6 protein-coding genes are annotated in these 14,027 nt (G+C 47.4%); 2 read left to right on the top strand and 4 right to left on the bottom strand.

The genetic code is table 11. From position 1 onward, the window contains the following. Positions 1-545: 545 nt before the first annotated feature. The 3 genes from F0364_RS02140 to F0364_RS02130 form a co-directional block, all read right to left on the bottom strand. Positions 546-2,222 carry a RagB/SusD family nutrient uptake outer membrane protein gene (locus tag F0364_RS02140; RefSeq protein ID WP_153796105.1) on the bottom strand — a complete coding sequence of 559 codons (1,677 nt, stop codon included), beginning with the start codon at positions 2,220-2,222 and terminating at the stop codon, positions 546-548. Positions 2,223-2,234: 12 nt separating this feature from the next. Then, positions 2,235-5,225, bottom strand: a complete 2,991-nt coding sequence (locus F0364_RS02135; protein WP_153796104.1) for a SusC/RagA family TonB-linked outer membrane protein — start codon at positions 5,223-5,225, stop codon at positions 2,235-2,237. Positions 5,226-6,023: 798 nt separating this feature from the next. Further along, the gene (locus F0364_RS02130; protein ID WP_153796103.1) at positions 6,024-7,061 is read right to left on the bottom strand and encodes a LacI family DNA-binding transcriptional regulator; all 1,038 of its coding nucleotides are present in this window, start codon (positions 7,059-7,061) and stop codon (positions 6,024-6,026) included. A 337-nt stretch (positions 7,062-7,398) separates the two neighbouring features. Between F0364_RS02130 and F0364_RS02125 the strand changes: the two genes are divergently transcribed. Beyond that, entirely contained in the window at positions 7,399-10,506 is a 3,108-nt protein-coding gene (locus F0364_RS02125) for a SusC/RagA family TonB-linked outer membrane protein (RefSeq protein WP_153796102.1), read from the top strand. Between the two features lie 12 nt (positions 10,507-10,518). After that, entirely contained in the window at positions 10,519-12,324 is a 1,806-nt protein-coding gene (locus F0364_RS02120; protein WP_153796101.1) for a RagB/SusD family nutrient uptake outer membrane protein, read from the top strand. 198 nt (positions 12,325-12,522) lie between these two features. Here the strand turns inward: F0364_RS02120 and F0364_RS02115 are convergent, their stop codons facing one another. Then, on the bottom strand, positions 12,523-13,749 hold the full coding sequence (locus F0364_RS02115; protein WP_153796100.1) for an exo-beta-N-acetylmuramidase NamZ family protein: 1,227 nt from the start codon (positions 13,747-13,749) through the stop codon (positions 12,523-12,525). Positions 13,750-14,027 lie beyond the last annotated feature (278 nt).

Genomic DNA, 14,027 nt, shown 5'->3' with positions numbered 1-14,027 from the left:
AGTTTTGGGTGTCGCAGACACCTGTATTGAATAACCTTACTTTACTTTTTTGTCTTGACACAAAAAAGTAAAAAAAAGTCAAGGAAGAAACGATATACAGCACGTTTCTTCCTTGCGCCCTGATTAAGCTTTGTACTACTCTGATTTCAGCAGTAGAATGTTCTTGTACAAGGCATATTAATCTTAATGATGCAGTTAAAATGAATGATCCTATCTGATTTTTGTTTGTTTATATCTGAATATCAGTGTAGAAGACCCCAACTCACGTTAAATAGCTACAAGGCCCCGGCCTATTATAATTAACCATAGCGGCGTAAATTTTACAGCCTGCTAAAAGGGTTGCTACCGTTTCCTTTTACTATGCAGCCAGCCCACAAAAGCAGCAGCGTGTTGCACCTGCGGGTGAGGGATTGAAGCGGTTACCCCGGTGAGGCCATGGCAGCGCTGCTCTTGTGCCGGAGTAATAGCGGAAAGCCCGACCCCTTGCGATAGCTTGGGGGCACCCCCTAAAATACCCGCCCAGGTACAATGCCGTAAACTCGGTGCTAATACCCATCGTTCTGTTGCAGGTAACCCGGCAGGTTGCTGGCCCCATCTATAGCAGATTGCGGAATGGGGAATATCCTTTTTTGAGGGTTAGCATCTGTCTTTTCTGTCCATGTACCTTCGTATTTGCCAAAACGTATCATATCTGTCCTGCGCAGCATTTCCCAATACAATTCAAAGCCTCTTTCCCTAAAAAGCATATCCAGGTTCATACCTGTAAGCGCAGCAGGCGCCGGCAGCCTTGCAGTACGGGAAGCCCTTATGGCGTTTACATCGGTTAAAGCGCCGGCGGCATCGTTATTGCGCCTCAGCTTTGCTTCGGCCCGCATCAGGTACACATCGGCCAGCCGGATTATGACAATATTGGCTTCTCCAAAATTTCTGCCGCTAACAGATTTGCGGCTGAATTCATATTTCGAAACGCGGTAGCCGGAAGGATAATTGCTGCCTGCCGTAGTATAATCTACCTGCTCTGTAAAATCAACGGGAAGTGTTGGCCTGTTACGTGTATCGTGATAGAGTTTTTGCACCAGCATATCTCCGTTGGCGCATTTAAGAAAAACACCGTTGCGGCGTATAAGGCCGTATTGCTGCCCCCGCAATATGCCACGATTAATATGAAAATCTGCGGCAGGTACGCAGGTATCATCTGCATTGGAGTAGATGGAGAGGTTTTCTTTGTAAAAACGCGGGTCTGCGGCGGGGTCTGCAGGCGCATAAGCGTTAGCCCATGTTTCGTAAAAATCAGGGGTTATGGCGGGGCCATCTGTACCATTGGCATTTACATATTCCGGCAAAGGAAACTGGTCTCCGGAAAGAGAAAAATAAGCCATGCGGTTATGCCCGTTTAGTTCTGCCCGTTGGTCTACTGCAAAAACTATTTCTTTATTACTGCTGTTTTCATCGTCGAATATGGCGAAATATTCTTCAGAAAACTGGTAGCGGCCGGAGTTGATGATTTTATCGCAGTACTCGGTAACCTTGTCCATATCTTCCGCAGCAAAATTAAACTGTGTTGCATACCTGTCTTTATACACGGCACTGTTCAGGTGCAGCCTGGCCAGCAGGCCCCATACCGCCTGCTTAGACATGCGGCCATGCGTAACATCTGTTGCAAGGTTGGGCTCGGCAGCCAGAAACTCACTTTTGATGTACTCCACCGCATCGGCGCCACGCAGGATAGTGGAAAGGTCGTTGGGGTTTTCTTTTACAAATATTAACCCGTATAAATCAAGCATCACCATGGAGTAATAAGCCCTCATGGCCCTGGCTTCTGCCATAAAAAGGCCGGAGGAAGGGCTGTTTAACCCGGGCAATGTGTTAAGCGCTGTTACAGACCTTGATATGGCCTGCACCAGCAGGTTCCAAGTATTGCGCAGGTTAGGATCTGTAGTAGTAAAGTTGTGGGTGTGCATGGCTATGTAAATGCCGTTATCGCCCCAGTCTGTTCCGCCACGGTAAGGCAGTATGGCTTCATCAGTAGAAATTTCCTGCAGAGCAAAGTAGTTGGTATGCAGGAAAATGTTGGGCAGCAGGGCATACACCGGCGCAATGATGCCCTCTGCGGTTAGCTCTCCGCCGGAAGATTCATCCAGCACCACCTCATTTAATTTGGTACACCCTGAAATAAACAGCACAGTTATAGCGGTTAATTTTATTAATAGGTTCTTTTTCATATTCCACTGTTTTTAAAAAGAAAGATTAAAGCCAAGCAGAAAACTTCTTGCCTTGGGGTAACTCAGGTAATCAATACCGTACGACAATACGCCGTTGATAGTGCGGTCTGTATTAACCTCCGGATCGTACCCGTTATACGGTGTAATTACAAACAGGTTTTGGCCTGTAAAAGATAGGCGCATGCTGTTAACCCATTTTGAAAGACCCAATGCACGGGTATTGAAACTGTAACCGATGGTTAGGTTATTAAACCGGAAGTATTTGCCCTCTTTTAAAAACCGGGACGATACCGGCGCCGCGTTGTTAACTGCTTCCTGCGGGTATTCAATGGCTTCCGGCGTGGTATTTACCCCTTTTGACAACAGCAGCTTATAGAAACTGGAATTGGCCGTGTTATCGTACACTTTGTTGCCGGATATGCCGTTGAAGTTGGCAGAAAGGTCAAAGCCCTTATATGCCAGCGTAAAGTACAGGTTAAAGGTGCGGGTGGGCAAGGCGGAGCCAAGCGGCACACGGTCTTTATCATTCACAATACCGTCTTTATTTACATCCTCGTAAATGCTAAGGCCGTTTTCATCAAACCCAATAAATTTTTGCAGGAAGAATGTACCGATAGGCTCATTATTGATATAGCCGTTAATGGTGGCGGAAGTTAATCCTGAGCCTGAAGCGGAGCCCGACTGTATTACAGAATAGGGCGAGTTTTTAACCACGTTCTTGATGAAGGTAATGTTACCACCGATGCTGTAGATAAAGTCCTTGCCAATTTTATCGCGGTAAGCCAAATCGAATTCCAGGCCCTGGTTGGTAATGGTCATGTTCTTTACGTTTGTCCATACGGTTGATGCAGGTTGTACAGGATCGGCAGGTATTACTTCCAGCAGTATGTTGTTGGTTTGTTTTCTAAAATAATCAATTGTTCCACTTAACCTGCCCTTCAGTATGTCGAAGTCCAAACCTATATCCGTTTGGGTAGAAACCTCCCATTGTATGTTTGGGTTGGCCAGGCGGGAATAAGATGTGCCAGGTGGAAATACGCCGGAACCATCCAGCGGATAGCTTGTACCCGCCGATACAGAAGAAGTAAACAATGGCTGGGTAATCTTGGAAGGAATTTCCTGGTTACCGGTCTTGCCCCATCCGGCCCTGAGTTTCAGGTTGCTGAAACCGGCATTCTCCAGGAACGGTTCTTTTGACAGCACCCATGCCGCGGAGAAGGAAGGGAAGATGCCATATTTGTTGTTCTCACCAAACTTAGATGAACCATCGCCCCTTACGGTAGCGGTAAACAAATATTTATTGGCAAACTGGTAGTTTAAGCGGGAAAAGAATGACTGCAACTCATTGGTAAGGGCATAGCCGGTAGGCCGGTTATTGGCAAGGGTAAGCTCCTGCCCTATACCCGGGTTGTAAATGGGCTCTACACCAGAAATGGGGAAATTATCAATACTGGTGGTTCTTCCCTGCAGGTATATTTTCTGGTAAGAGTGCCCGGCAAGTAATGTATAGTTATGATTGCCGCGGGTAGCGCTATATGTAAGGTAATTCTCTACAAGGTAGTTGCGGTTATAGTTATTTAACGTAACCAGCCTGCCAAGCCTTTGTGGCACTGCGTTGGGCAGGGATTGTATATCCCTTGCGGCAGTAGAATTGTCTATGCCAAAATTAAGTTTGTACACCAGCCCTTTTACCAGGGTAAGAGAGCCGCTTATGTTGCCTATCACCCTGTTAATGGTGGTAAGGTCTTTTTCCAGGGCCAGTACGGTAAGCGGGTTTATGCCATTTTCAAACTGGAAAGGCTTACCATCGGCGCCATAAGCAGGAATGGTGGGGTTTGTAGAAAGCGAGCCGCCAATAAGGCCGCCTATATCGGGCCGCTGGTTAACCGTATTGTTGGCACTAAGGTTAAGGTCAATCACCAGCCTGTCGTCCAGCAGTTTCTGGTTTACATTAATCCTGCCGTTATAACGCTTCATCTGGTTGCCCTTCAAAATGCCTTCCTGCAACTGCATCCCCAGCGAAGCATAGTAAGTAAGCTTATCCGCCCCGCCTGAAAGGGACAGGTTATGGTTCTGCGTAAAAGCTGTTCTTGTTATTTCCTTCTGCCAGTCTGTAGCGCCGTTAAAGTCTTCCAGCGTTCCACCTAAGGCTACTACCTGCTTCTTGTATTCTTCCGCGCTAAAAACAGGCAAAGCGCGGGCTATTTTACTTATGCCACCGCTAAAAGTATAATCCAGCCTGCTTACGCCAGCCTTGCCTTTTTTAGTGGTAATTAATATTACGCCGTTAGCGCCACGTGCCCCATATATGGCCGTTGCAGAGGCATCCTTTAAAACGTCAATGCTTTCTATATCCTGCGGGTTAAGAAAGCTAAGCGGGTTGGTAGCGCCGCCTGGCGTAGCATTGTCAAGCGCCAGTCCATCCACCACAAAAAGCGGGGTACTGCCCGTACGTACGCCGCCGGGGCCTCTTACTGTTATACTTTGCACACCGCCCGGCTCACCACTGGCAGATGTTACATTAACACCGGCAATTTTCCCCTGCAGCAGTTCTTCCGGTGTATTAATAATGCCCCGGTTAAAGTCTGCGCTCTTTACTGATTTTACTGCACCGGTTACATCCCGTTTTGCAGCCCGGCCATAACCCACAACTACTACTTCATCGGCACTCATGGCTTGTGTGCCTTCCAGTACTATAGACAGTTGCCGGCCATTAATGCCGTCGTACACAACATCTTCATAAGTCTTCTCTTTGTAACTAATGTGGGAGAAATAGAGCTTGTAGGTTGCCGCGGACAGCCCCGAAAAACTAAACTGTCCTTTACTATCTGTAACACTGGTAACATTGGCGCGGGAAGTTACATTCTCCGCCCTTACGGTAACAGCTTCCACCGGTTCTCCCCTTTCATTGGTAACGGAACCGGATATTGAGCTTACTGCACGTTGCGAAAAGGCAAAGCAACTGCACAGGAGCAATAGCGTTGCAGCCATGATTTTCTTCATAAGCGGTAATTGATTTGGTGTATTAAGACAAATTAAAACGCAATGCTCTTATACATCAACTGTAAGAACGGCCCATCATAGGTGCAACAGGCAGCTAACTGATGCTGTAAAAATTTGCCCGGCAAAAGTATCAGTTCAGGATATCTGGAAAGCAATCTTCAAATTAACCTTGTATTACGTTTCTGTTACCGGCTAGCTCTTTTGCAACAGGATATGGCCAAAAGCAATTGATATAAACAAATGTAACTGATGATTTAAATTTTCAAAGAGGAAAAATTGGGGGTGTCCCCAAGCTATCGCAAGGGGCCGGGCTTTCCGCTATTACTCCGCCACAGGGCCGGGCCGCAAAGCTTCAGCGGGGTAACCGCTTCAATCCCTCACCCGAAAGCCCGATACCGGTTACAAGTTGCTGGTTACTGGTCGCTTAAAATCACAGGTTAAAATATCTGTTGGAGCGGTACATTGCCAAACAGTACACGTTAGACACTATCCACATATGGGTATGAAAAAAAAGTGCAATCAACTGGGTGTTTAAGAGTGGTCTTTTTATCAAAGGAATAAAAAAATTATAGCCGTATGCAGGGCTGTTTGCTTTTATTTGATGTATATAAAAATGCCTTCAAAAGCAGCAGCGTGTTGCACCTGTGGGTGAGGGATTGAAGCGGTTACCCCGGTGAGGCCATGGCAGCAGGGCTTATGTGCCGGAGTAATAGCGGAAAGCCCGGCCCGAGGCACGAGGGACACCCCCAAAAAATCTTATCGCAACAGAGCATAACGGCCCCGCAGCCGAATGCAGCGTTAATCAGCCAGGGCGCCCTGCAACACACTGCTTTGCCTTATAACCAATTTTGCACCAACCACAATGCTGGCGGGCTGGCTAACATTACCTTTAAGCTGTGTAAATAGCAAGTCCAGCGATTTTTCGCCCATCTCTTTCAGGTCTTGCTGTATATAGCTTAATGGCGCATAGAAGTAATCAAAAGCTTCACGTTCGTCAAAGCAAACCAATCCTATTTCAGAAGGTATACTTATTTTCAACTGGTTAATAATATTCAGCGCCTTGCTGCCAATAACGTTGTTGGCAAAGAACAAGCCATCGGGCCGGTTCTTTTTGTTGAGCAGCTTAAAAATGGCATTGTCTTCGCCAGACTGCATGTCACTGAAGGTAACCTTTACGATAGATGCGGGCCCTACCGGCAACCCTTTATCTTTCATAGCCTGCAGAAAGCCAGCCACACGGTCGTTCATGTGCTCAAAGCCTGAATCAAAAGCAATCATGGCTATGTTGTGATAACCCTCTTCAGCAAGATGATTTACAGCCTGGCGGGATATTTCGAAATTATTAATGGTGACAGAATTAGAGGGAATTGCCGAAAAATACCTGTCAACAAGCACATAAGGCATACCCGCCTGTTGCAGCTTTTTTACCTGGCTCTCTGTGCCGTCTGCAGGGCTGATAATAATGCCATCCACCTGCCGTAGCAACAAAGTATCTAAGAGCTTGCCGCATTTCTCAATGTTTTCATAGTGGCAGCCGATAATAACTGTATAACCGTTTTCCTGTGCTTTTTTTTCAATGATACTTGCCAGGCTGGAAAAAAAGGGATTGGAAATGTCTTCCATCACCAGCCCTATGGTGCGTGTGGTGCCCGATTGCAGGCTGCGTGCTAAAAAGTTAGGCTGATAATTCAATTGTATGGCTGCTGCACGAATTCTGTCGGCCACTTCAGCACCAATTTTTGCTTCTTTTTCTTTTCCATTCAAAACATACGATACCGAGGCTATTGACACGCCTACCAAATGGGCAATGTCTTTAATAGATGCTTTTTTTTTCATGGCAAATCATGGGGGGTAATGATTGTTCTGCATTCGGGAAACAAGGCAGGTTTACCCTGCTGTGGTTAGAATATTTTGCAATTTAATGTAAAAAAATTTGGCCATTAAGATTAATGTAATATTTTAGTTAAACGTTTAAGTAGTGGAGTTCAGCAGAACTGCCACCAAGATTGCTTATTTATTGATTGCTAAACTAAGAACTGCTGTAATATGAAAAACAACACCAAAACAGGATTGCTGCTTTTCCTGCAAGTATAAAACTGTATATCAACTGCTTTATTCAATTCTCCACGGAGGATAAGGGCCTTTTATTTTCTCACCAAATCAAAGCATAACTATGATTAACGTTTATGAGTACGTCCGCGGACGCAACGCTAAAAGGTTTTTGCGTTGCCTTCTGCTGGTTGCCTGCCTTGTGATGCGCCTGCCCGGCTTTTCACAGGCTGCCAATGAAGAACAAAGTATTTCCGGTGTTGTACGGGACAGGGCTGGATCCTTCCTCGTTAACATTTCTGTTACGGTAAACGGTACCAGCCGCGGCACTGTAACCAACGCCAAAGGCGAGTTTAACATTCGTGCCTCCAAAACAGACAGCCTGGCTTTTACAGCCGTGGGCTATGTTTCCCAGGTTATTGCAGTAGCAGATAACCGAATGGTTTACATTACTTTAGATGCAAGGGAAGGCACGCTTAATGATGTAGTGGTGGTAGGCTTTGGCCGCCAGCGCCGCATAAGTGTGGTAGGCGCCCAGTCAACCATAAAACCAGAAGAACTTAAAATGCCGGTTGCCAATGTAAATACGTTGCTTGCCGGCCGTGTATCCGGCGTGGTAGGCGTACAGCGTTCCGGCCAGCCCGGCAGAAACAGCGCCGATATATGGATACGTGGTATTTCCACTTTCGGCGGGGGCTCTTCATCGCCCCTGGTATTGGTGGATGGCGTTGAACGCTCCCTCAATAATATTGACCCGCAGGATATAGCATCCTTTACCATATTGAAAGATGCTGCCGGTACCGCCGTGTATGGTGTACGGGGCGCTAACGGCGTGGTATTGGTAACAACCAAAACCGGCCGTGTAGGTAAACCGGCTGTATCGCTTGATTATAGTGAAGGGCTGAGCACCTTTGTTAAGATACCCCAAATGGCTGATGCCCGTACTTACATGGAGGCTGCTAACGAATCCTTTACCACCAGGGGCTTGCCAGCCAAATACTCTGACCAGTACATACAAAATACACTGAACGGCACAGACCCCGAGTTATACCCTAATGTTGACTGGTTTGATGCCCTGTATAAGAAATTTGGCCATGTACGCCGGGCTAATATGAACGTAAGCGGCGGTTCAGATTTTCTGCGTTATTACGGCTCTGTAAGTTATTACGACGAAGGTGGTTTACTAAAAACCAGCGGTCTGGAAAACTACAATGTTGACCTGCGTTTTAAACGGGTGGCCGTTACCACCAATGTATCCATGAATATTACCAAAACAACAAAGCTGGATATTGGTATCCGTGGTTTCTTCAGCAACAACAACCGGCCATTCATAGAAACCCAGGACATCTTCGGTTCGGCCATGACCACACCGCCTACCGAATACCCGCTTGAATATACCGGTGGATACATACCGGGCAAAAACCCTAATGGCGGTTTCCGCAATCCCTGGGCCGATCTTACAAGAAGGGGTTACACTACGGAGTTTAACAACTCTCTTAATTCCAACCTGCAGCTAACACAGGATCTGTCTTTTCTTACCAAAGGCCTCAGCGCCAGCACCAGCTTTGCTTTTGATGCCAACAATTCGCTTACTACCGCCCGTGGCAAAAGGGAACCAACTTATTTTCCTGATGCAAATAATCCCAGGAATGATGATGGCTCTCTTAACCTGAACATGACCTACCAGGGCGAAGGGAATTACCTAAGCTTTGGAAGGGCTAACTCAGGCAACAGGAGATTTTACACGCAAACTTCTTTAAACTACGATAACAGCTTTGGCAAGCACCGCGTAGGTGGACTGGCACTGCTGTATACTGATGACTACCAGGACCAGTTTGCGAGCAGCTTTTCCGCATCCATACCAGAGCGCTACCTGGGTCTTGCGGGCAGGGTTACCTACTCTTATGATGACCGCTATTTTATTGAGGGCAATATGGGCTACAACGGCTCCGAACTTTTTACGCCTGATAACAGGTACGGTATATTTCCCGCCATCGGTGTGGGCTGGGTGGTATCTAACGAGCAGTTCTTTAAACCACTCAACCGTGCTATTACCTATCTCAAATTCCGTTATTCAGATGGTGTTACCGGCATAGGCCGTATTGACGGTGGCAGAAGGTTTGCCTTCCTTACCCTCCTCAACGACAATGTAGACGGTTACCGCTTTGGCCGGGATTTCAACTATCTCCCGGGAACCAATGTAACGGACTATGGTTCTGCTGTGGTTTGGGCAGAGTCCCGCAAGCAGGATCTTGGTATGGAAATCAAAACCCTCAACGATCATCTTTCCGTGATAGTTGATGTTTTCAGGGAAAAAAGAACCGGCATATTTCTGCAGCGCCAGTCAATACCCATTTACATGGGCCTTACCAACAGCCCTTACGGTAACCTGGGTGTAGTGGAGAATAAAGGTATTGACGGAACAATTGAATACAATGGCAAGATCGGCAATGTTGATGTAAGCGTACGCGGCAACCTTACTTACAACAGAGACAAACTGCTTAATAACGACCTGCCTCCCCAGAAATACGAGTGGATGAACAGGACAGGCCATAACATTCTCTCACGTTTTGGCTATGTGGCCGACGGTTTGTTCCAGTCGCTGGAGGAAATTAATAACAGCCCTGTACCGGGCGATAAATCAGCCGTATTACCCGGTGACATTAAATATAAAGACCTTAACCAGGACGGCTTGATTAACAGCTACGACCAAACCTGGATTGGCTATGGCGACGTGCCTTCGCTGGTCTACGGCTTCGGTTTTAATATTTCCTGGAAAGGCTTCAGCATTGGCGCTTTCTTCTCCGGCCAAAGCGGTGCTGATGTGATGCTTTCCGGTGATGGCATCCTGCCGTTTGCCAATGGCGCGGGCCTCTCTAATGTGTACAGTAATATTACCGACCGTTGGCAGGAAGGTAAAACGAACCAAAATGTTTTTTATCCCCGCCTTGCCAACGGAGAAGATAAAAACCGCAATAACACGCAGTACAGTAGCTGGTGGTTGCGCAAAGCCAACTTCCTGCGCATGAAAACGCTGGAAATTAGTTACCGGCTGCCCAAGACTGTTTTCCGCAATGCATTCAAAGGCGTAAGTGTGTATGCCCAGGCGTTCAATCCCATCACGTTCAGCAAGTTTGACCTGTGGGATGTGGAAAGCACCATCAACAGCGGTAATGGCGCCAAGTACCCCAACGTTAAAAGCTATAATCTCGGCGTAATGTTTAATTTCTAAATCTCAACAGCAATGAACAAAAACAATTTATATACAGGCATACTTTTCAGCTTAGTGATGTTGGCAGGCTGCTCCAAGTATCTTGAACAGGTGCCTAACGATATCCTTACCGAGGAAGAAGTATTTACTACCAGGGCCTCAGCGGAAAAATTCCTGGCCAATATTTATTATGCTATACCAAGGGAGTGGTCTCAACGGTTTGCCGGTGGCGGCAATGCCGGTGTGTGGACAGGCGCCGCTGATGAAGGTGAATACCTCTGGGGCTTTGTTAACTCTAATCCTATGAACATTGGTAGCTGGGATGCCGGCTCCGGCTTCAGTAAGGATTACTGGCGTAACTACTACCGTGCTATACGTTCGGCCACCATTTTTATTGCCAATGTAGATAAGGTAAGCATTGATATGACAGACGAACAAAAAAGGCGCTATAAAGCAGAAGCAAGGGCCCTGCGTGCTATTTTCTATTTTTATCTTACACGCATTTACGGGCCAGTGGTGTTGCTTGGCGAAGATGTAATACCGGTGGATGCCCCCATTGAGCAAATTAACATTCCCAGAAGTTCGATGGATGAGTGTGTTGCGTTTATCGTATCTGAACTGCAGTCGGCTTCCGCTGATCTGCCTGCACGCCCTATTAACGATGCCAATATAGCACGCCTTACCAAAGGCATCGCACTTGCTTATGTGGGCAGAACTTACCTGCAGGCTGCCAGTCCTTTATATAACGGCAATGCCGACTATGCCAATCTAAAAAACAGTGATGGCAAACAGTTGATTTCACAAACCTATGACGAGAACAAATGGAAACTCGCTGCCGACGCATACAAAGCTTTTATTACAGAATTTGTTCCTTCCACCTACTCGCTCTACCGTAAAAATGATGGCAATGGTAATTACAGCGCCTTCTTATCATGCCGCGACGTAATGCTCGATAACTGGAACCCCGAAGTAATTTTTGGACGTACAGACGACGAAAATGCCCGCAACTACGAAACAACGCCCTTTCACGATGGTTATGCTTCAGAAGTGCGTGGCAGCGGTGGCCTTGGCGCCACACAAAGGCAGGTGGATGCTTATTTCATGGCCAACGGCAAGCCGATATCAGACCCCACTTCCGGTTTTGTACGCACAGGCACCAGCCAATTCCAGGCGCCGGATGATGACCAACAACGTGAAGTACTGAACCAATGGACTAACCGCGAACCACGCTTTTACGTAAACATTACCTACGACAACCGCAAATGGCTCAATACCAATACCGGCGAAGTGGTAACACGTTTCTATTACAGGGGCAATTCCGGCAAGGGCATCAGCAATGATTATAGCCCCACCGGTTACGTAGTACGCAAGGGCGCCCGCCTGAATGACTGGCATAACGGTATCGGTGTTATCGTGGAGTACCGGCTGGCCAATCTTTTCCTGGATTATATAGAAGCGCTCAACGAATACGACCCCAATAACAGCGACATCCTGTTATACCTGAACATGATACGCGAAAGGGCGGGCATACCGGGCTATGGGCAGGGTGGCCTCGATGTCCCCTCAGGTAAGGAAGCCATGCGCCAGGCCATACGCCACGAACGCCAGGTGGAGCTGAGCTACGAGAACGTGCGGTACTTCGATACCCGGCGCTGGAAGATTGCCGAAACAACCGACAACGGCCCGGCCATTGGTATGGACATTGACTCCCCACTGCCAGGCTTCTACAACGAAAAAGCTTTTGAAACAAGGGTATTCAACAAACGCCATTACTTCTTCCCAATTCCCGAGGAAGATGTAAACAACAACCCTGAAATGGTACAGAATACCGGATGGTAATTTGTTACTCTAAATAAAGGCGATAAAGTACGAAGTACTGAGGCTTAGGCGCTTTACTGTTAGCAACAGCTTACTTTAAAAAGTTTCTAGCTAAAGCACTTCGTACTTTGCTTTAAACCCATAGTTGATCACATTACAAAGTATTGCAAAGTAATTCAGTACCGAGGGGGTTACTTTCTCCGTTCTTACAGCACCTCCCTATTCGTACAGCAAATACTTCTTCCGCATTTGCTTATAGGCCGAAAGACCGGGCTCCCAGGAATCCTGTATCTCTTTAGCTGACTTGCCTTCTATCACCTGCTGGCGAAAGGCTGCCACGCCTGCAAGAAAATCAATATTGCCCATTTGCTTGCTTTGAGACCTGTCGAAGAATTTGTCTTTCTGCGGGTAAGCCTGGTATAGCTCCAGCAGCCATTGCAGGTTAATGCGCTTTTGGCGGCGCAACAGGTTTGTATCGTAACTGCGCAGGTCAAGGCCATAACAAACTTCGTTCATGTGCAGTGGCGATTCGCTCATGCCCGGTATGCTTACCGGTGTGTAATGAAAACTGTATTTACCCTTTAACAGCGGGCTGCCCAGCACCGTAAAGGGGTATTGGGTGCCGCGGCCATGGTTTAAAATAGTGCCTTCAAACAAACAGGTGGATGGGTAGAGCAATATGCTTTGCGGGGTGTTAAGGTTGGGCGATGGTTTTACAGGCAGCTCGTAGGGCATATCGTGCCGGTAATGCTTTACCGGTATTACCGTTATGTTGCACTGCAGGCCGTTGGGCAGCCAGCCCTCTCCGTTTATCATGCGGGCAAACTCGCCTATCGTCATGCCATGCGCAATAGGTACAGGAAACTGGCCGATGCCCGATTTAAGGTTCATGTCCAGTATAGGCCCGTCAACCAGGTAACCGTTGGGGTTAGGCCTGTCAAGCACCAGCAGGGGTTTATTGTTTTCGGCGCAGGCTTCCATTACATCCCGCAGCACGTTTATGTAGGTATAAAAACGGCAGCCCACATCCTGTATGTCGAACACCATGATGTCTATATCGGCAAGGTCTGCGGCGCTGGGCTTGCGTTTTTTACCGTATAGCGAAATGATTTTTATGCCGGTGGCGGCGTCTGTTTCATCGCCTACTTTGGCGCCGTTGGAAGCGTTGCCCCTAAAGCCATGTTCTGGCCCAAAGGCTTTTACAATGTTCACGCCGCGTTGCAGCAGGCTATCCACCAGGTGCCGCCCGCCGATAATGGTGGTAGGGTTGGCCAGCACACCTACCCTCTTGTGTTGCAGCAGGCCTATGTATTTTTCGGTTTGGTTGGCGCCGGTAATAATGGCGGTATCGTTATGCGCAGCGGCGGTTAAACTGTCGCCGCCGGGCTTATGCGCCGCACAGCCGGTACTTAACAACAGTAAACAGGTTACTACAATCAGTTTCATACGTGTTTTTCTGGTTGCAATATACGGGGCAGATGGGATGAATAACGAACAAGGAACATTAAACAAGGAATGAGGAACTGTAGCGCCTGGGGTAAATCCGTTCATTAGTAACGGGATTTTTTTTGAGCCCGGCAGCAGGAACGGGTATTGAGCATCGTTGCGTCGCACTCTTGTACGGTTTATTCGCTATGCGGCTTTTCAGTCCCGGGTAGCGTGTGGCCGGGGATATCCTTATACACACCTGGCATGTCAATATCTTTTGATATTTTAGCGATATA

The sequence above is a fragment of the Foetidibacter luteolus genome, assembly GCF_009650435.1.
Lineage (GTDB): Bacteria > Bacteroidota > Bacteroidia > Chitinophagales > Chitinophagaceae > Foetidibacter > Foetidibacter luteolus.
Note: the sequence above shows the minus strand (reverse complement) of the source record. Positions and strands in the feature narration are given on the sequence as shown.